20 protein-coding genes and 1 pseudogene are annotated in these 20,080 nt (G+C 43.7%); 15 read left to right on the top strand and 6 right to left on the bottom strand.

Annotated elements, in window-relative coordinates:
- Positions 1-234 precede the first annotated feature (234 nt).
- Complete coding sequence (glgB, locus tag AB5618_RS03515) at positions 235-2,016, top strand: 1,4-alpha-glucan branching protein GlgB (protein WP_368366492.1); 1,782 nt, start codon at positions 235-237, stop codon at positions 2,014-2,016.
- Between the two features lie 168 nt (positions 2,017-2,184).
- Here glgB and AB5618_RS03510 read toward each other — a convergent pair whose 3' ends face one another.
- A complete protein-coding gene (locus AB5618_RS03510; protein WP_118578152.1) occupies positions 2,185-2,553 on the bottom strand; it encodes a metal-dependent transcriptional regulator in 369 nt (122 codons plus the stop codon).
- Positions 2,554-3,001: 448 nt separating this feature from the next.
- Here AB5618_RS03510 and AB5618_RS03505 point away from each other — a divergent pair, with 448 nt between their 5' ends.
- The gene (locus tag AB5618_RS03505) at positions 3,002-4,021 is read left to right on the top strand and encodes an aldo/keto reductase (RefSeq protein WP_180006259.1); all 1,020 of its coding nucleotides are present in this window, start codon (positions 3,002-3,004) and stop codon (positions 4,019-4,021) included.
- A 33-nt stretch (positions 4,022-4,054) separates the two neighbouring features.
- Here the strand turns inward: AB5618_RS03505 and AB5618_RS03500 are convergent.
- Positions 4,055-4,168: pseudogene (locus tag AB5618_RS03500) on the bottom strand (DUF6783 domain-containing protein); the annotation flags it as partial.
- On the opposite strand from AB5618_RS03500, the gene AB5618_RS03495 reads away from it, so the two are divergent.
- The 4 genes from AB5618_RS03495 to AB5618_RS03480 all read left to right on the top strand — a co-directional run bounded on the left by AB5618_RS03495 (position 4,127) and on the right by AB5618_RS03480 (position 7,870).
- Positions 4,127-4,243: a DUF6783 domain-containing protein gene (locus AB5618_RS03495; RefSeq protein WP_308768459.1), complete on the top strand. Its 117-nt coding sequence runs from the start codon at positions 4,127-4,129 to the stop codon at positions 4,241-4,243. The pseudogene AB5618_RS03500 and the gene AB5618_RS03495 sit on opposite strands and share 42 nt — an antisense overlap.
- Positions 4,244-4,368: 125 nt before the next feature.
- Positions 4,369-4,890 (top strand): GNAT family N-acetyltransferase, encoded by a 522-nt coding sequence (locus tag AB5618_RS03490; RefSeq protein ID WP_173769346.1) that lies wholly within the window; start codon positions 4,369-4,371, stop codon positions 4,888-4,890.
- A 176-nt stretch (positions 4,891-5,066) separates the two neighbouring features.
- Positions 5,067-5,927: a class I SAM-dependent methyltransferase gene (locus AB5618_RS03485; protein WP_202017079.1), complete on the top strand. Its 861-nt coding sequence runs from the start codon at positions 5,067-5,069 to the stop codon at positions 5,925-5,927.
- A 167-nt stretch (positions 5,928-6,094) separates the two neighbouring features.
- Positions 6,095-7,870 (top strand): methyltransferase domain-containing protein, encoded by a 1,776-nt coding sequence (locus AB5618_RS03480; protein ID WP_195379187.1) that lies wholly within the window; start codon positions 6,095-6,097, stop codon positions 7,868-7,870.
- A gap of 189 nt (positions 7,871-8,059) precedes the next feature.
- Here the strand turns inward: AB5618_RS03480 and AB5618_RS03475 are convergent, their stop codons facing one another.
- From AB5618_RS03475 to AB5618_RS03460, 4 genes are all read right to left on the bottom strand, one after another.
- Positions 8,060-8,806 carry an amino acid ABC transporter ATP-binding protein gene (locus tag AB5618_RS03475; RefSeq protein WP_368366491.1) on the bottom strand — a complete coding sequence of 249 codons (747 nt, stop codon included), beginning with the start codon at positions 8,804-8,806 and terminating at the stop codon, positions 8,060-8,062.
- Positions 8,807-8,947: 141 nt separating this feature from the next.
- A complete protein-coding gene (locus AB5618_RS03470) occupies positions 8,948-9,445 on the bottom strand; it encodes a hypothetical protein (protein ID WP_173769344.1) in 498 nt (165 codons plus the stop codon).
- 2 nt (positions 9,446-9,447) lie between these two features.
- Complete coding sequence (locus AB5618_RS03465) at positions 9,448-10,131, bottom strand: amino acid ABC transporter permease (protein WP_148461103.1); 684 nt, start codon at positions 10,129-10,131, stop codon at positions 9,448-9,450.
- Between the two features lie 70 nt (positions 10,132-10,201).
- The gene (locus AB5618_RS03460; protein ID WP_173769343.1) at positions 10,202-11,062 is read right to left on the bottom strand and encodes a transporter substrate-binding domain-containing protein; all 861 of its coding nucleotides are present in this window, start codon (positions 11,060-11,062) and stop codon (positions 10,202-10,204) included.
- A gap of 209 nt (positions 11,063-11,271) precedes the next feature.
- Between AB5618_RS03460 and AB5618_RS03455 the strand changes: the two genes are divergently transcribed.
- The 9 genes from AB5618_RS03455 (at position 11,272) to AB5618_RS03415 (ending at position 20,070) form a co-directional block, all read left to right on the top strand.
- A complete protein-coding gene (locus AB5618_RS03455) occupies positions 11,272-11,391 on the top strand; it encodes a nucleotidyltransferase domain-containing protein (protein WP_173769342.1) in 120 nt (39 codons plus the stop codon).
- 57 nt (positions 11,392-11,448) lie between these two features.
- On the top strand, positions 11,449-12,387 hold the full coding sequence (locus AB5618_RS03450) for a LysR family transcriptional regulator (RefSeq protein ID WP_173769341.1): 939 nt from the start codon (positions 11,449-11,451) through the stop codon (positions 12,385-12,387).
- Between the two features lie 227 nt (positions 12,388-12,614).
- Positions 12,615-13,559: an ABC transporter permease gene (locus AB5618_RS03445; RefSeq protein ID WP_173769340.1), complete on the top strand. Its 945-nt coding sequence runs from the start codon at positions 12,615-12,617 to the stop codon at positions 13,557-13,559.
- Complete coding sequence (gene nikC, locus AB5618_RS03440; RefSeq protein WP_256144226.1) at positions 13,556-14,545, top strand: nickel transporter permease; 990 nt, start codon at positions 13,556-13,558, stop codon at positions 14,543-14,545. The genes AB5618_RS03445 and nikC overlap by 4 nt, the downstream gene beginning before the upstream one ends.
- Before the next feature lie 146 nt (positions 14,546-14,691).
- The gene (locus AB5618_RS03435; RefSeq protein WP_173769339.1) at positions 14,692-16,230 is read left to right on the top strand and encodes an ABC transporter substrate-binding protein; all 1,539 of its coding nucleotides are present in this window, start codon (positions 14,692-14,694) and stop codon (positions 16,228-16,230) included.
- Positions 16,231-16,353: 123 nt separating this feature from the next.
- Complete coding sequence (locus AB5618_RS03430) at positions 16,354-17,148, top strand: ABC transporter ATP-binding protein (RefSeq protein WP_173769338.1); 795 nt, start codon at positions 16,354-16,356, stop codon at positions 17,146-17,148.
- A complete protein-coding gene (locus AB5618_RS03425; protein ID WP_173718166.1) occupies positions 17,145-17,906 on the top strand; it encodes an ABC transporter ATP-binding protein in 762 nt (253 codons plus the stop codon). The genes AB5618_RS03430 and AB5618_RS03425 overlap by 4 nt, the downstream gene beginning before the upstream one ends.
- A gap of 376 nt (positions 17,907-18,282) precedes the next feature.
- A complete protein-coding gene (locus tag AB5618_RS03420; RefSeq protein WP_368366490.1) occupies positions 18,283-18,411 on the top strand; it encodes a DUF6783 domain-containing protein in 129 nt (42 codons plus the stop codon).
- A gap of 78 nt (positions 18,412-18,489) precedes the next feature.
- Positions 18,490-20,070 carry an ABC transporter substrate-binding protein gene (locus AB5618_RS03415; protein WP_368366489.1) on the top strand — a complete coding sequence of 527 codons (1,581 nt, stop codon included), beginning with the start codon at positions 18,490-18,492 and terminating at the stop codon, positions 20,068-20,070.
- Positions 20,071-20,080 lie beyond the last annotated feature (10 nt).

The following is a 20,080-nucleotide window of genomic DNA, read 5'->3' as shown; positions in this document are numbered from 1 at the left end:
GAGCGTTGCGCCGGCGAGTGAGCAATCACCATTGTCCGAGTGCGTCCGCCTTGAACAACTTTCAACACACTAAATAGGTTATAAAGAAATCCGACACATTTCAAAAAACGTTGGAAATCCAACTAATGTCTTTTTTCGTCGGTAGCAATTTTTTATTTACACAATTATACTTATTATACAGAGAAAAACAACTACTGTCTAATATCTTTTTATAATGAATGGGAGAGCAAAAACATGGATTTTTACAACTTTTATACAGGAAAAGAATTTGAAGCATATCAGTACCTTGGTGCTCACGTATGGGATGGCGGAACCACCTTCCGTACATTTGCCCCGGCAGCGCAGCGAGTATCTGTAATTGGTGAGTTCAACGGCTGGACAGAGACTCCTATGAACCGCGTTCATGATGGCAATTTCTGGGAATGCACCATGAATAATGTAGGCTCTGACCTGATGTATAAATACAGAATTTACCGTCAGGACGGCTCCTTCGTGGACCACGCAGACCCCTATGCTTTTTATAGCGAGATGCGTCCAGGCACTGCTTCAAAGACCTATGCTCTTGGCGGTTATGAATTTGGCGACAGCAAATGGCTGAAAAACCGCAAAGCAAGCTACGACAAACCAGTAAACATTTATGAAATGCATTTTGGCTCCTGGAAAAAACGAGGCGAAGGACAGGAAGACTGGTACACCTATGAGGAACTGGCACCGATCCTTATCACCTATTTGAAGGAACACGGCTATAATTATGTGGAGCTCATGCCTCTCTGTGAGTACCCATGCGACGAATCCTGGGGATATCAGGATACAGGATATTTTAGTCCAACCTCCCGCTATGGTAAGCCGGAAGAACTGAAAGCATTTGTAGACCAGTGCCACCAGGCTGGAATTGGGGTCATTCTGGACTTTGTTCCAGTGCATTTTGCAGTGAATGATTATGCGTTGGCAGAATATGACGGAACAGCCCTTTATGAATATCCAAACATGGCAGTTGGCCGCAACGAATGGGGAAGCTGCAATTTTATGCATTCCAGAGGGGAAGTTTGCAGTTTTCTGCAGTCCTCTGCCTATTACTGGATGAATGAATTCCATTTCGATGGCCTTCGCATGGACGCAGTAGGAAATCTGATTTACTGGCAGGGGGACGCAAGACGTGGAGAAAACCTGGCAGCTCTGAAATTTATCCGTACCATGAATCAGGGCTTAAAGGAAAGAATCCCTGACTGCCTCCTTTTTGCCGAGGATTCCACTCCCTATCAGGGTGTGACAAAGCCGGTATGGGAGGGCGGACTTGGATTTGATTACAAATGGGATCTTGGATGGATGCATGATACTCTGTCTTATTTTCAGGCAGATGCAAAAGAAAGACAGGAAAAATATCACAAGCTGACATTCTCTATGATGTATTTTTACAATGAGCGCTATATCTTGCCATTGTCCCATGACGAGGTTGTCCACGGAAAGGCAACCATCGCCCAGAAGATGAACGGTGGTTATGACGGGAAATTTCCACAGGCAAGAGCTTTCTATATGTATATGTATGCGCACCCGGGTGCAAAGCTGAATTTCATGGGAAATGAGCTGGCACAGCTGAAAGAATGGTGCGAAAAGGATGAGTTGGACTGGATTCTGCTAAAATTCCCTATTCATGAAGCATTTCATAAATTCATGGCAGATCTGAACCAATGCTATCTGAAGAACAGTGCTTTTTCCCAGAGAGATTTCAGCCAGGATGGTTTCTCATGGGTGGATTGCCATCAGGAGCAGAAGTGCATGTATCTGTTTGAAAGAATCAGTGGGGATCAGAAAATTTTGGCTGTGTTCAATTTCTCCGACGAAATCCAGGAATACACTTTGGAAAAAGATTATGCCGGATATGAGCTTCTCCTGGCAAGTGATATGGTGAAATATGGCGGTAAAAAGCGCTACACGAAAAAAGAAAAGGTAATTACAGGCGGAAAAGCAGTATTTAAAATGGGACCATTTTCTGCCAGATATTATCTGGTGAAATAAGGAAAAGTATATAAATAAAAAAGACCTGTATCCGGATAAAATTTTACAATGATGGAACCTTGTCATTGGTTTTATCCGGAGTACAGGTCTTTATGATTGCTGCGTACAGCAGTCAATGAGCTTCTGTAATTGTAAGAAAATGCAATGCAAAAACGCAATGCGTATAATTTATTTACCAGGAGAGAGATGCTCCTTGATAGCGGTAAAACTCTCTGGACTGATGACATGCTCGATACGGCATGCATCGGAGGTTGCAGTTTCCGGATCAACACCCAGACTGATCAGCCAGGAGGATAAAAATTCATGTCGCTCATAAATCATATCTGCAATCTTCTGTCCGGATTCGGTAAGATAAATATATCCTTCTGGAGTGACAGTGATATGGTTCTTTTCACGAAGGTTCTTCATAGCAACACTGACGCTTGACTTCTTAAATCCAAGTTCATCAGCAATATCAACGGAACGCACAACAGGTTTCTTTTTGCTGAGAATAAGAATGGTTTCCAGATAGTTCTCAGCGGATTCATTAGATTTCACGATAGATCACCTCAATTTCTAGCTTGCATATCTGCACAAGTATAATACTTATAGAATACCATAGTTTACCGTTTGGGGCAATTATTTTTTTGAAATAATCTCTGCTGTTCAATTTTGTGTTGCGGTTTGTAGTCAACAATCTGCCAGTTGTTTGTTATTGCTTATTGGTAACGTTCCGGTTACTGTTCACTCCGTGACCAGTAACGCGCTTCGCCATGCACAGAAAGACGAACCTTCTTGTGACAAGCACAAGAAGTAGCGTTTGCTGCGCAAACTTAATTCTCGGGTTTTCTGTGAACTTTGTTCACAAAAACACCTCGCGGAATATTACCAGCGAACAGTAACACGTTCCGAACAGTAATACCATAAACAGTCATATTTTCTCATGACAAATCATTCCACAGGGAGTATACTGAACTTAATTATCGTTTTCAAGGAGGACTTTATTATGTATGTTGCTTCAAAGGAACGTTATACAACAATGGAATACAACCGTTGTGGTGACAGCGGACTTATGCTGCCGAAGGTGTCACTTGGACTATGGCATAATTTTGGTGATACTTCTAAATTTGAGAATATGAGACAGTTGTGTTTTACAGCTTTTGACAACGGAATCACACAGTTCGATCTGGCGAATAATTATGGACCGGAGCCAGGGAGTGCAGAGATTAATTTCGGCAGGATTCTGAAAGAAGCTCTGGGAAAATACAGGGACGAGCTGATCATTACTACCAAGGCAGGATATGAAATGTGGGATGGTCCTTATGGGAACTGGGGCAGCCGCAAGTATCTTCTGGCAAGTCTTGATCAGAGCCTGAAGCGTATGGGACTGGAATATGTAGATATTTTTTACCATCATAGAATGGACCCGGAGACCCCTCTGGAAGAGACCATGGGAGCGCTGGCCAGTGCAGTGCAGAGCGGAAAAGCCCTGTATGTGGGGCTTTCCAATTACGATGGAAAAACACTTTCACAGGCAGCGTCGATTTTGCAGGAAATGCATTGTCCTTTTGTAATTAATCAGAATCGTTATTCTATTTTTGACAGAACTGTGGAGAAAAATGGACTGAAAAAGACCACAGGAATTCTGAAAAAAGGTCTGATCACCTTCAGTCCTCTTGCGCAGGGACAGCTTACAGACCGCTACCTTAATGGTATTCCGGAAGACAGCCGTATCCGTACAGACGGCAGATTTTTGAAGGAAAGCAATCTGACGCCAGAACGTTTGCAGCAGATCCGGGAGCTGAATGATATGGCTGCAGGGCGTGGCGAGAAGCTTTCGGAGATGGCTCTTGGCTGGCTGCTTGCACAGCAGGAGGTGACCAGTGTACTCATTGGAGCATCACGACCACAGCAGATCCTTGATAACATAAAAGCAATCCACTGTGCACCATTTACGGAGGAAGAGCTTGTGAGAATTGATGAAATTGCGGCTGAAAATACAGCCAGTACATCGTTTCGTAAATAACGATACCAATATGCAGACAAGTCAATATGGCAGTTACTTAATATTCGATGTATTAGAGCCTGTTTGAAAAATCATTTCCGCAATCTGCACACCCCACTTTGCGGTATATTTCACCCGAATTCGGTTGCCGTAGCCCGCTACGGCGCCCTCATCCGGGCAAAATCTCCCACAAATTGTGACGCACATCTTGCAGAAAGCCTTTTTCAAACATGCTCTAGATAACAAGCATGAAATCCCAGATATATCCAGAAGCCTGACAGTTATGAACAGTATTACAAAGAAGCAGATAGGGCTTTTTACGAGACGAAGAAAAACAATTATATTTTGCATAAGGAGAGGGACAGAAAATGGTAATTCGAAAGGGAACACAGGCTGACCTTGTGTCAGTGGAACAGCTTTACAATGACATTCATACGGCAGAAGAAACAGGTCAGCAGACCATTGGCTGGATCCGTGGTGTGTATCCTACAAGAGCTACGGCACAGGCCGCATTAGATGCCAAGGACTTGTTTGTTCTGGAGGATGCAGGTGAGATCCTGGGAGCGGCCAGAATCAATAAAGCGCAGGTGGATTCTTATGCAGAAGGCGATTGGGAATTCGCAGCCAGGGATGAGGAGGTCTGCGTTCTTCACACTCTGGTAGTTTCCCCCTCCGCTTCAGGAAAAGGCTATGGAAAGAAGTTTGTAAAGTTTTATGAGGATTACGCTTTAAGCCACGGCTGTCCGGAACTTCGAATGGATACCAACGCAAGAAATGCTGCTGCAAGAGGGCTGTATAAGAAGCTTGGATATAAGGAAATCGGGATTGTGCCTACAGTATTTAACGGGATACCGGATGTGCAGCTGGTGTTGTTGGAGAAGCATTTGTAATAGTTGAAATTCCCTTGATTTAGACAGCTTTTTAAAGAAAAGAGAGCAGGCGAGTTTGTAGAGATACAGATTTGTCTGCTTTTTTTATATAGAGTTCCATCCCCCCGGGGGGCTTGCAGAAGAAAACTGGTTTTGATAATATTTTAACATTGGAGTTTAATGCGGAGGATTTGAAATTGGATAAATTACTGGATGAAATAGAGAGCTATTGGAGCACCCGGACGGAGGGGTATTCTGAGGTGAATGAAAAAGAATTGAAGGGAATGCAGAAAAAGGCATGGCTGGAGACTCTGGAACGCGGATTTTTTGGAAAAAGGTCTGGGAAAAATGAGGATTCAGAAAACAATTCTGTGGAAAAAGAAGTTTTCGAAGAAGAATTTTCTGAAAAACAACATACAGACAAATATAAGGACCACCTAAGAATTCTGGATATCGGCACAGGACCAGGCTTTTTCCCTATGATCCTTGCGGAAGCAGGATATCATGTAACAGCCATAGATTACACTCCGGGAATGCTGGAAAAGGCTGCAGAAAATGCAGCGAAATTTATCGGAGAAAAAAGCCGGAATATTGAATTTAAAAGAATGGATGCCCAGGCATTGGAGTTTGAAGATGAGAGCTTTGACGTGATCATTTCCAGAAACCTGACCTGGAATCTGCCCCATCCGGAAATGGCTTATAAAGAGTGGCTTCGGGTTCTGAAAAAAGGTGGAAAGCTTTTGAATTTTGATGCCAACTGGTATGGATATCTCTATGATGATAAGAAGCGTGAGGCTTACGAGAACGACCGTAAAAATGTGGAAAAAGGAAGCTTGGATGACCATTATCTGTGCACAGATATTGACCGAATGGAGAAAATTGCGCTGCAGGTTCCGTTGTCGGAGACCAAGCGTCCGGGATGGGATGTGAAGGTACTGGAAGCGCTTGGAGCAGCGCAGATTCAGGTGAATGAGGACATCTGGCAGCAGGTATGGAGCGAGGAAGAGAAGCTGAATTATGGATCTACACCCATGTTTATGGTGGAGGCTGTAAAATAGAAAAAGATATTATCAGTGATATACAGAAATTTGTACGAATTTAAAGATAAGTAAAGCGGTGTTGGTTGTAAGAATGAAGTATTAGAGTATTTAAAAAATAGGATAAGTTTTTATTGAATCGTAAGGAAAATTATTTGTAAAGATATTATTGGAAAAGGTAGAAAATAATGAGTGAAATAATAAATATAGGTGGCTTAAGTGCGGCACCAGGGCAGCGTGTCCATGGTTTTATTTCCATTGGAAATGGTAGATTTTCTCTTCCTGCAACAATTGTCAGGGGCGAAAAACCAGGTAAAACAGCTCTTATCACAGCTGGTATCCACGCTGGAGAATATGTGGGAATCCAGAGTGCCGTAGAGCTTGGAAGAGATTTGAAAATTGAGAAAATGACAGGAACAGTGATTATTGTAAAGGTAGTGGCGAGGGAAGAATTTGAAAACCGTCACGGTTCTCTTTGCAGAGCGACAGGTGAGAATCTGAACCGCCTTTTTCCAGGAAAAAAAGAAGGTACCACATACGAAAAACTGGCTTATGCAGTAGTTGAAGAGCTGCAGAAGGTGGCAGATTTTTATATTGATCTTCACAGCGGTGACGACTATGAGAAACTGACTCCCTATGTGTATTATGCAGGTAAAGCAGCCCCGGAAGTGATGAAAATTTCCCGTCAGATGGCAGAGCAGGTGGATGTTCCTTACATGGTAAAATCTGAGGTATCGTCTGGTGGAAGCTATAATTATGCAGCATCCTGCGGCATTCCTTCCGTTCTTCTGGAGCGGGGCGGAATGGGAGCCTGGGAGACAGAAGAAGTGCGTTCTATGAAGCGTGATGTACGCAGTATTTTACGGTTCCTCGGTATTTATGACGGTCATAGAAGTATGCGGAAATATTATCCGTTAAACGTAACGGATGTGCAGTATCAATCTGCCTCTTATACGGGACTCTGGTATCCCCAGAAGAGGGCAGGAGACCTGTTTACAGAAGGGGAAATCCTTGGATATGTAAAGGATTACGAGGACAATATTCTGGAAACCTGTACCTCCTATGGGGATGGAGTGATCCTGTATCAGACTGGTTCCCTGCAGGTGATTAAGGATGGTCCGATGGTAGCTTATGGCCGGATCAGTTATGAGGAAGACGACCGAAAAGAGAAGATTGCGGCCTACTGGACCAAGCGAAGCGACAGCTTTCTGGAGCAGAGAAGGGCAGAGTTACATAGTCCGCTGGCAAAGAGATGGCTGGAAGAAATTGAGAAATACCTACCTAAAAAGGCATTAAGTCCTGAAAAAAAAATTGAGGATGAAAGCAAGGAAAGAAAAGATGCAGTTGCAAAAATTAAGGAAAAAGAGACTGGTAATGGTAAACTTAAAATCCTGGATGTGGGCTGTGGAACCGGTTTCTTTACAATCCTTCTTGCAAAACAGGGACACCAGGTAACAGGCACCGACCTTACTCCGGATATGATCACAAACTCCCGGATCCTTGCCAAAGAAGAGCAGGTAACATGCGACTTCCAGGTGATGGATGCGGAGCATTTAACTTTCCAGGACGAGAGCTTCGACGTAGTCATTTCCCGAAACCTGACCTGGACCTTACCAGAAGCAGCCCAGGCTTACAAAGAGTGGTCCAGAGTATTAAAACCAGGCGGACTTCTCCTGAATTTTGATGCCAACTACGGCGCCACAAACTTCGCCGAAACCTCCGATCTCCCGGAAAACCATGCCCACAACCAGCTTGGAAATTCCCTGATGCAGGAGTGCGAAGATATCAAACGTCAGCTGCCCATCAGTTCTTACCTCCGCCCGGCCTGGGACGTGGAAGAGCTTGGAAAAACAGGAATGGAGCAGATTTCCATTGACCTGGGATTGAGCAGACGGGTTTATAAAGAGAAGGATGAATTTTATAATCCAACTCCGATGTTTGCCATTGCAGCAAAGAAAGCATAAAAGTGGAGCGTATGCTTCATGATATGCGAATATTGAGTAGGATTGTGGGAGTGCAGCGCACGAAACCATCCGCAGGTATCATAGTTATACAAGCCTGAAAAATATATGATAACATAAAAATGTGCCCGGAATTTATTTCCCAGGCACATTTTTCTATAGGAAAAGGGATATTAAAATAAAAGAAAGTTATCAGATTACATAATCCGAATTTGTCATATGAAGGAATGCCATCGTTTTCTCACTCTTGGGCTGTGAGAAGAACTCTTTGGATGGTCCCTCTTCTACGATAACACCGTCCTCCATGTAGACTACCCAGTTGGCAACTTTTCTGGCAAAATCCATTTCGTGGGTGACTACGACCATGGTGGTTCCTTCGTCGGCAAGCTTTCTCATAACATCCAGAACCTCGCCGGTAAGTCTTGGGTCAAGGGCGGAGGTTGGTTCGTCGAAGAGAACTACTTCCGGATTGTAGGCGATGGCTCTTGCGATAGCTACACGCTGCTGCTGCCCACCGGAAAGCTGGTCCGGATAGAAGTTGGCGCGGTCTGCCATGCCTACTTTTTCCAGCATTTCCATAGCTTTTTTCTTCGCTTCTTCCGGAGAATTCTTACGGGCAATGGTAAGACCTTTCAGTACATTGTCAAGTGCTGTTTTGTTGCGGAAAAGATTGTATCCCTGGAAGACAAAGCCCATTTTCATTCGTAACTGCCGGATCTCTTTCCTGGTCACAGCAGTGATATCTTTATGGAAATCATCAAAGGTGATTTCTCCTTTATCTGCCTGCTCCAGAAAGCTGATACAGCGGAGAAGGGTTGTCTTTCCAGAACCGCTGTTTCCCAGAACTGCAATCACAGAACCTTTTTCAACTTTGAAATCAACACCTTTTAATACTTCGTTTGTCCCGAATTTTTTATGGATATTCTTTACTTCCAGCATATTTTTTTCTCACATTCTTATATAGAAATTTGATAATTGATAACAGGGTATTAGGAAGAAGTTTAAAAGTCTTTCTTCTGTAGTAAATGATCTAAAATACGAGTTGTTCACATATGGTGATGCTGCCGAAGGCGACATTGATTATACTTCGATCTTTAAAATATCGTTAAAGTAGTTATTGGCAACCATCAGCACACCCATAGCTGTGATAACTACGATTTCTTCTTCTGTAAATTCTTCTTTTAATTCAGTATAGATTTCATCCGGAATGTTTTTCGGATCTTTTGCAAGAGCGCGGCCAAAAGAAATAAGTAATTCTTCCTTCTTTGTAAATTGAAAATTGTCGAAATCAATACCATTATCTTTCAGAAGCTTTCTGAAATAAGTACTGCATACCAGGCAGTCATTTTCTTCGGAAATTGCATATTCAAAGAAGTCACCGGCTCTTTTTCCAATCAGTCTCTGCAGTTCCCGGTCGAGGGAGTAGGAGCTGTCTTCGATGGCTTTAAAGGCTTCTGCATTATGGAGAAGAGTAAGCTTTTCATTAGTGAGCCTGTATCCTTGTGCAAGATGGTTCCTGATTACTTCTTTCTCTTTTTCGCCTGCTGTTTCCGGGTCAATTTTTGAAATATAAGACATGATTATTCTCCTTTCACTGGTGCTGGAGCATTCCATACCAGCTTTTTCTCAAAATAGTTTTGTACCCATGTAAGTACGGTACAGATCATAAGGTAAATAACAGCAGCCTCGCAGTACAGGGCGAAGGGCTCGTAGGTTCTGGCGGCAATCTGCTGTGCGGTGGTGAACAGCTCCACAACTGTGATACTGGAGGCAAGGGAAGTGTCCTTGGTAAGTCCGATCAGTGAGTTAAACAGTGGTGGAAAAGCGATTCGGAATGCCTGGGGCATTACAATCCTGGTCATGGTCTGGCGGTAACTCAGACCCACCATATAAGCAGCTTCTGTCTGTCCTTCTGGTACCGCCTGGATTGCAGAGCGGAAAATCTCAGCGTTGTAAGCGCCAAGGTTCAGGGCAAAGGCAATCACAGCGGATGGAAAAGCGTCCAGGATAATTCCGACAGACGGCAGGCCAAAGAAGATGATGAACAGCTGTACAATAAGTGGGGTTCCGCGGAAGACCCATATGTAAAATCTTGCGAACTGCTTCAGTCCTTTTACATTGGCAATCTGTACCAGGGCCAGAAAAAGGGCGATGATGCAGCCAAAAACAAAGGATAATAAGGTAAGGGGGATTGTAACTTTTATTCCGGGTATGAGGATTCTGGTGAAAGAAGATACCAGAATCCCTGCTAAACGTTCACTCATAATTGTTTCCTTTTACTTTCAATTGTTGGATGATTGTCTGTTGTTCTGGACAACAGCTGTGGAAAAGTAATTAGTTTTCATCAGTGCTTTCTGCTGTTGCATCCTCAGAAGCGGTGTCTGTATTTGCTGCATTTTCATCCTGTGGCTGTGTGAAGTCTGTGCCGAAGTAATCCTCAGAAAGCTTGCTTAAAGTTCCGTCTTCTTTCAGTTCGTCAATAGCGTTCTGAACTGCATCATATAAAGCTGTTTCCCCTTTCTTGATCGGGACAGCGTAGGTATCTACAACGTCCGGAATTACGAAAGCAACTTTCAGATTTGCATCCGGGTGCTGCTGAAGGTATTCATTGAATACAACAGAGTTAAAGGTTGTGAAGTCGGCACGTCCGGATTCAATCAGGGAAACCGCTTCGTCTGCTGTGCTGATCTGTACAAGAGATGCACCGGCGTCTTCCAGAATATCAAGGTAAGCGGTTGTGGCAGTGTTTGCTACTTTTTTTCCATTCAGAGAAGCCATATCTACGATATCATCATTATCCTTAGCTACTACGATCTGCTGTGTGATGTAGAAATATGGTCCTGCGAAATCGTATTTCTCTTCACGCTCAGGTGTGATACTTACTGCATTGATAACTGTATCAAGACGTCCACTGTCGATTCCTGCAAGAAGGGAATCCCAGTCAGATTCTGTGAAATCTGCTTCCACACCAAGCTTGTCTGCAATTGCCTTTGCTACTTCTACGTCAAATCCGGTAAGTTCTCCGTTGTCGTCATGATAGGTGTATGGAGGATAGGTTCCTTCCACACCGACTTTCAGTTTTCCTGATTCCTGAATCTGTGCAAGCTCGTCATCAGCTGCATAAGCCATACTGCATGTTGCCAGAACTCCTGTTAATACTGCTGCAATTCCTAAAGTCAAGATGCTTTTTCTCATAATTGTATCCTCCTCTTATTTTGTTTCCTATTTAGTAACTAGGATTAATATGAATTGAATGATAGCATAGAAATCTGGTCTTGTCTAATATGGAATAAAGATAGCTGGCTATAGGGAATTCATATAACCTGCTTAAATTGAAAGTACACAGCTTGACTTAATAGGAAGATATGGTAAAGTGGAAGAAAGAAATCTGGTGGGAGTGAGGCTTGATAATTCTCTTTGGGGCAAGGGCGCGTGGAGATTTCAAAAGGACGAGTGACATTGATCTTGCAGTCAGTGGAGGGGATTTTTGCAGATTTGCGCTGGATGTAGATGAGGAAACATAAAAACAGAACGAAAGCAGATGTAAAAAGATTGAAGTTTTCGTCAGAGAGGGAATAGCTATGTTAGATCTGAAGCAACTGAAATATTTTATAGTGTGTGCTGAAACAGGCTCTGTCAGCGAGGCTGCCAAGCTTCTTTATACAACCCAGCCCAGTGTGAGCAAGGCAATCAAAGCACTGGAGGAAGAAATGGGAATTGTATTGTTTGAGCGTATGCCAAGGGGAATTGCGCTTACGGCGAAAGGCCGGGAGGCATACCGATATGCATGCAGGATCATAAATGATTCCCGGATACTGGAAGAGATGAGCCATGGGAATATGGCAAAATATCTGCGGATTTCATTGAATCCCAGTTCCTGGTTTACGAATCAGTTTGTGGAGTTTTATAAGGAAAATTATGACAAGGATTATCATTTTGAAATCTATACAGCCGGTGTGCGCACAGTCATGGAACGTGTTCGGGATTACCTTTCAGACATTGGCTTTGTATATGTGATGGAGCAGCAAAAGAAAGAATTCCAGTATGAGCTGGCGAAAAACAAGCTGGTTTTTACCGTTATGCAGGAAAGTACGGCGACATTTTATCCGGGAAAGTTAAATACGTTATATCAGGAAGCAGCAGATAGAGAGAAAGCACACAACGTAAATATGGAAGAGATGAAGAACTTCCGATTTATCCAGAACTTCCGTGATGAGTTTCTGGAATTGGGAGAGAAAGAAAAACGTAGTGTGTTCAGCTGGGAAAATCTGAATGTCTCCATTATTACAAACAGTGATTACATTATGGAAAAGATGTTGAAAGAGACCGGACTTTGCAATATCAGCGGCAGTTATCTTTCCAATGATAAAAAGGCAGCAAACAAAGGCATTCCGCTGGAATTCAAAAAGAATAAGGTGGTTTTCGGATACATCAGAAGAAAGAATGACGACACGGATGAGCTGATGGAGGAATTACTGGGATTTTTAAGGGAAAAATTGAAGCTGGAGAATGGCAGCTGAATATGAAAGGGATAAAAGAAAAACGAAGCAGAATCGGCTAAAGGAACGTGCGCCGGTCTTCGAAAATAGAGAAAAGGTATTCCTGAAAATCGAAAATATATTCCAAATAAGAATAGCTTATAACCCCCCAGGCGGGTTGTAGGCTGTTTTTTATTTTGCTAAACTACACCGTGGAATGAAAGAATGAGTAAAAACCTACTTGTACAGTATGGAATGGAGACAATTAAATGAAAAAATATGCAATCAAACGTATCCTTCAGCTGATTCCCATTCTGTTTGCAATTACTTTTCTTTCTTATGGAATGATGCGTATTGCAGGAAGTGATGTTGTAACACGGAAAATGGAGAATACAGGAGGGGTAGTATCGGAAGCTGAACTGGATGCGGCAAGAGAAGAGCTGGGGCTGGATAAGCCATTTTTAACCCAGTATTTTGTATGGCTAGGAAAACTGCTTTGTGGAGATATGGGGAACAGCTATGTATCAGGAGTTTCGGTCTTTGATACTTTTATATCAAAACTGCCGGCAACCCTGCTTCTTACGGCCACTTCCATTTTGCTTACTATTATTATTTCGATTCCTTTGGGAATTTTGTCTGCGGTGAAGCAGAATACAATTGCTGATTACCTGATTCGCTTCTGCAGTTTTATAGGAAACAGTCTTCCTAATTTCTTTGTATCACTTTTGCTTATGTATTTTCTTGCAATCCGGGTCAGGATTTTTCCTGTTATTGCTAAAGATGTGAGTCTGAAAAGTGTTGCAATGCCGGCTATAACCCTGGCCATTGCCATGTCTGCGAAATATCTGCGGCAGGTGAGGGCTACTGTGTTAGATGAGCTGAGTAAGGATTATGTAGCCGGTGCCCGTGCTCGTGGAGTGAAGTTTTCTGTTACCTTATGGAAAAGTATTATGAAGGCATCTCTGGTTACGGTCATTACCCTGTTAATGCTGTCAGTGGGAAACCTCCTTGGTGGTACGGCAATTGTGGAGTCCATCTTCATGTGGGATGGTGTTGGAAAAATGGCAGTAGATGCTATTTCCATGCGCGATTATCCCATTATTCAGGCATATGTTATGTGGATGGCAATCATTTATGTGCTGGTGAATCTGCTCACAGACCTGTCTTACCGGTTCCTTGATCCGAGAATCCGTCTGGGAGGTGCGAAGCAGTGAGTGTAAAAAAAATGGACGAAGTGCCAGAAAAGAAAACGGAAAGTAAAATACTGGCAAAGATGGGTAAGAAAGAACAAGGTAGATGTCAAAAAGAAAGTGTAGTGCTGAAAAATGGGCAAAGAACAGATAATGGAAAGCACGTAACCGTGCGTGTGCAGAGGTTTAGAAAGAGCCATGTAAAACAAAAGCTGATACTGTTCAGTGTTCTGGCTGCCTGTCTTGTAATCCTGGCAGTTTTTTCAGACCATCTCTGTCCTTATGACCCTTACGCCCAGGATCTTTCCAGCGCCCTTCAGGCACCCAGCCTTCAGCATCCCATGGGAACAGATACCTATGGCAGGGATATGCTGTCCCGGGTGATCAGCGGAGCAAGAGCCAGTATTTTTTCCACTTTTATACTGGTGGCTGTGATTTCCATTTTCGGTACGATTGTGGGATTATGCTGTGGCTATTATGGCGGAATTCTGGATTCTGTTATGATGAGAATTTCTGATGTCTGTCTGGCATTTCCAGGGCTGGTGTTTGCAATGGCGATCGCGGCCATTCTTGGGGGAGGTATCCAAAATGCTATTATTGCGCTGGCAGTGGTCAGCTGGCCAAAGTATTCACGTATAGCCAGAAGTCAGACACTGGCTTTGAAAGAGGAACCTTACATCCATGCGGCGATATTGGCTGGGGACAGTTCTGCTCAGATCCTTGTTAGACATGTTCTTCCCAATATGATCGGACCGGTTCTGGTAACAGCTATGCTGGATATTGGAACCATGATGATGGAGCTTGCAGGACTTTCCTTTCTGGGTCTTGGAGCGCAGATTCCAATGGCTGAGTGGGGAAGCATGATGAGCGGTGGACGAAGTATGATCCAGACATATCCATGGGTGGTTCTGTCGCCGGGAATTGCGATTTTTATATCGGTGGTTATTTTTAATCTGCTGGGAGATACCGTCCGGGATTACCTGGATCCGAAGAATAGCCGGATCAAGTGATGCGAGACAGTCAGAGGCTGAAATACGCGGCTTCCAAAACACAATTTTGGACTCTTTTGTGCTGTCAAAGCGGAAATGAAATATGTAAGCTTTGGAAAAAAGCATGTTAAATATAAGAGTATGAATAAACACGAGGAGGAATGTAAATGAAAACAAAGAAGATTCTTGGAATTGCACTGGCTGTCTGTATGACAATAGGTTTGACTACAGTGCCCGCAATGGCGGAAGATAAGAAAACATTTGTATTTGGTGATACCACCTTTAATGCGGAGAATGAAGAAGCGGATATCAATCCACAGAACACCTACGCCGGCTGGGCCTGCATCCGCTATGGTGTCGGCGAAACCCTGTTCCGCTATTCTGATACCATGGAAATTGAACCATGGATTGCCAAAGAATATGAAAATGTAGATGAGCTTACCTGGAAAATTACTTTGAACGATGGTGTTGTATTTTCCAATGGACGTGCCTGTGACGGACAGGCGGTAAAGGAAAGCCTGGAGTCTCTGGTTGAAAATCATGAAAGAGCAGCAGGTGACCTTTGCATTGACAGTATTGAGGCAGATGGAAATGTGGTTACCATTAAGACCAAAGAGCCGAAACCGGCATTGATCAATTATCTGTGTGACCCGTATGGATGTATTATTGATGTGCAGGCGGGAATTACCGATAATGGCATTGTAATCGGTACAGGTCCTTATGTGGCTACAGACCTTGTAACAGACGATCATGTTGATCTTGTAAAAAATGAAAACTACTGGAATGGCGATGTAAACGTAGATGAAATTACCGTCCGCACCATTTCCGATGGTGATACACTGGCATTTGCACTTCAGGCAGGTGAAATCAATGCTGCCTATGGTATGGCATATGCAAGCTATCCTTTATTTGAGAATGATGATTTTACGTTCTCCAGTGCTGCAACAAGCCGCGCATTCTATGCATGGATGAATTTTGAAAGTACGGTAACTTCTGATCCGGCAGTCCGCAAGGCAATTGCCATGGGAATTGACAAAGAGAGCTTCGTATCCGTACTTCTGAATGGATACGGATATCCTGCAGTTGGTGCATTCCCGGATACTTTTTCATTTGGCGGACAGAATCTGACTACAGAGAGCTATGATCCGGATGGAGCCAAAAAGGTTCTGGAGGATGCAGGCTGGGTTGATTCAGATGGTGACGGAATCCGTGAAAAGGATGGCGAGAAGCTTGTGATCCGCTGGCTTACTTATCCAAGCCGTCAGGAGCTTCCGCTGCTGGCTGAGTCAGCCCAGGCAACTCTGAAAGAGATTGGTATGGATGTTCAGGTTAACTGCACATCTGACAGTAATACCATCCGCAAAGATCCTGCGCAGTGGGACGTATACGCAAGCGCCATGGTAACAGCCCCAACAGGAGATCCGGAGAATTTCTTCACAACCTGTGCTCTGGATGACTCTGTTTCCAATAATGGACATTATCACAGTGATAAGCTGGAAGAGCTTGCAAAAGAGCTGAGAAAAGAATTTGATGTGGAAAAACGTTCTGAACTGGGAATTCAGATGCAACAGACCGTTCTGGATGATAACGCTTATGTGTTCTGTTCTCATCTTAAAATGAGCATGATCATGCAGTCAAATGTAACCGGTCTTGTGGCCCATCCTTGTGATTACTATGAGTTGACAGCAGATCTGGATATTAACTAAGGAAAAATACGCTTTGTGAGTTTGACCTGCCTATGGTGTAAATGAGAGCCAGCTGCCATGTATGGATAATACAGGCAGCTGGCAGAAATATTTTTTGGATATCAAGGAGGAGTTTGCACGACAATGGAGAATAAAATACTGACCTATGATTCGGTGGAGATATCCTTTGACGGGGAAGCGGTAGTCCATGATGTAAGCTTCTCACTTACACCGGGCGAAATCCTGGGGCTTGTAGGAGAATCCGGAAGTGGTAAAAGTACACTGATCAAAGCTGCTATGGGACTTCTTGGTTCAGGAGGCCTGGTAACCAGAGGCGACATCTGTTATATGGGACAGAATATTCTGGATATTTCAGAGAAGGAAAAAAGAAAAATCCGGGGAGCAGGAATCGGCATGATTTTTCAGGATGCAGGAGCCTCTCTTTGCCCTATCCGTACGATTGGTGACCAGATTTATGAGAGTATGCGCGCCCATAAGAAAGTGAGCAGAAATGAAGCAAAGGATCGTGCCATGGAATTGTTTGAAAAGCTGAATTTTAAAGACAGCCAGCGCGTGTGGGACAGCTATCCCTTTGAATTATCCGGTGGAATGAACCAGAGAGCAGGGATTGCCATTTCCATGCTGATGAATCCACCGATTCTTTTGGCTGATGAACCTACAAGTGCATTGGATGTATCGGTTCAGCGCCAGGTAGTAAGAGAAATGCTAAAGCTCAGGGAATTGTTTGGAACTGCAATTATAATTGTCACCCACGATATTGGTGTAGTTCGTGCAATGGCAGATACTGTTCTGGTTCTGAAAAATGGAAAAATGGTGGAATATGGAGAAGCGGAAAAGGTGTTGAACCATCCACAGGATCCCTATACGAAGAAGCTGCTGGCAGCAGTTCCAAGGCTTAAGAGAAAGGAAAGATCATGAACACACTTTTGGAAGCTGAACACTTAACGAAGGTATTTGCGCAGAGGGGAAAAGAGCCTTTTAAAGCCGTGGATGATGTAAGCTTTTCTTTGCAGGCTGGAGAAACACTTGGAATCGTCGGCGAATCCGGCTCCGGAAAAAGTACACTGGCGAAGATGATCACAAGGCTGACAGACATTACAGATGGTACTTTGAAATTCCAGGGAAAAGACATTACGAAATTGAAACAGAGCCAGTTAAGGGACGTATATGGAAATATCCAGATGGTTTTTCAGAATCCGGCAGGTTCCTTTGACCCAAGAAGAACTTTGGGGGACGGAATCGGAGAGAGCCTTCGAAATCGTGGCATGAAGAAGACTGATATCGCAATAAGGGTAAAAGAGCTTCTGGAACAGTGTGGCCTTGATGGAGAGTTAGCAAAAAGATATCCACATGAGGTCAGTGGAGGACAGTGTCAGAGAGCCGCAATTGCAAGGGCACTGGCCGTAGAACCGAAGGTGCTGATCTGCGATGAAGCTACCAGCTCACTGGATGTGACCATTCAGAAGCAGATCATGGAGCTTCTGGAAGAGCTGAAGGATACACATGGCTTATCCTTTATATTTATCTGCCATAATCTTGCACTTGTACAGAGTTTCTGCGATAAGGTGCTGGTTCTGTATGACGGAAAAGTGGTGGAGAGCGGGAAGCCGGATGATATTATCAATGAGCCGAAAGAGGCGTATACAAAGAAGCTGGTGGATGCAGTATTTGAGTAAAATAAGCACAGAAGAAAGCCCTGCCGGGCAGGATTGCACTGCGATGAAAGGGGAGTTGCCGTTCGAGGCAGCCCGCCGCAGTCGGAGAATCCTGCAAGCAGGATTTTTTTTCTTGAAATTTCCTTGTAAGATATTCCATAAAAGCAGAAAAATATGCAAAATGGGAATGGGTAAATATCCCCCTGGGGAGCTTGTGATACCTGTTGATTCTGGTACAATAGGTTTCAGCAGCAAGGCAGAAAACGCCTGAAATGCGAATTTTTATACATAGTTACATGTAACACCTCCACTCATTATTACATGTAAATACAGACCTTCTATAGAAAGACAGTTATAGGACAAAAGCTTATAACTGCCTTTCTTATCTGGAGCGTATTTGAAAAAATTCCGCAGTCTGCACGCCCCACTTTGCGGTATATTTCACCCGGATTCGGGCAAAATCTCCACAAATTGTGATGTACATCTTGCAGAAAGCCTTTTTCATACACGCGCTGAGAAGAAATGAGGGATGGGAGAAAAAAGAATCAGTAATCTTCAGAAAATAATATTTCTGCTGATAATAAAAACAAGAGGGAGAACTGCTATGAAAATCAAGAAAGTAATCAGTTTATTATGTACAGCGGTCATGCTGCTGGCTGTACCAGCCGGGAATGTTTATGCGGGTGCGGAGGATCAGTCTGTGGTAGTTACAATGCCAACCACATCAGAACCGGAATCCGGTTTTGATCCGGCTTACGGATGGGGAGCCGGAGAGCATGTTCATGAGCCATTGATCCAGAGTACCCTGGTTCGTACCACCAAGGACCTTGGAATTGAAAATGATCTTGCCACAGAGTATTCCTGCAGTGACGATGGTCTTACCTGGACAGTAAAAATCCGTGATGATGTGAAGTTTACAGATGGAGAGCCATTGACCGCCTCTGATGTTGCTTTTACCTTTAATACCTGTCGCGATGAAAGCTCTGTAAACGATTTTACCATGCTGAAGGAAGCAGTTGCAGTGGACGATACGACAGTAGAGTTTCATATGAATGAGCCATATTCCATTTGGCCATACACCATGGCAATTGTAGGAATCGTACCAGAGCATGCCTATGATGAAAATTATGGACAGAATCCAATTGGTTCCGGACGTTATATTATGAAGCAGTGGGACAAAGGACAGCAGGTTATTTTTGAAGCAAACCCGGATTACTACGGAGAAGAACCAAAGATCAAAAAACTGACGGTGCTGTTTATGGAAGAAGATGCAGCCATGGCAGCGGCAATGTCCGGACAGGCAGATGTAGCTCACACAGCAGCCTCTTACAGTGACCAGGAAATTGACGGGTATGAACTCCTGAGTGTGGCAACTGTGGATAACCGTGGTTTTAATCTTCCGTGTACAGAACCAGAAGAAAAAGATGGTATCACATATGGAAACAGTCTGACTTCCGATGTGAAGGTACGACGTGCAATTAATCTTGCTATTGACCGAGAAGAGATGATCAAAAATGTACTCAATGGTTATGGAACAGTATCATATAGTGTTTGCGACAAAATGCCATGGTACAACGAGGAGGCTGTTACAGAGTATGACCTTGATGCAGCGAAGGCTCTGATGGAAGAAGCAGGCTGGATAGAAGGCGATGACGGAATAAGAGAAAAAGATGGAGAAAAAGCAGAGCTTACCATTATGTTTTCAAATGGAGATTCTGTGCGTCAGGCACTTGCAGAAGACTCTGCCAATCAGCTGCGTGAGCTTGGAATTGATGTAACTACTTCTGGTGTTGGCTGGGATACCGCCTACGATCAGGCACAGTCAGAACCGCTTATATGGGGATGGGGAGCACATAGCCCTATGGAGCTTTACAATATTTATCACACCATCAAGGATACCGGAAGTGCGGAATATTCTCCATATGCAAATGAGACAGTTGACAAATACATGGACGAAGCACTTGCAAGCAGCAACCTGGAAGAATCCTACGATCTCTGGAAAAAAGCCCAGTGGGACGGAACCACCGGAATCACACAGGAAGGAGATATTCCGTGGATCTGGCTGTGCAATATTGACCATCTTTATTTTGTACGTGACGGTCTGAAAGTGGCAGATCAGAAATTACATCCTCATGGCCATGGCTGGTCTATTGTAAACAATGTAGACCAGTGGGAGTGGGAATAAAGAGTAAGAA

The sequence above is a fragment of the Ruminococcus sp. J1101004sp1_RTP21198st1_B9_RTP21198_201120 genome (genome assembly GCF_040924245.1).
Taxonomy (GTDB): Bacteria; Bacillota; Clostridia; order Lachnospirales; family Lachnospiraceae; genus Blautia_A; species Blautia_A faecis.
This window is presented reverse-complemented; position numbering and strand designations above follow the sequence as displayed.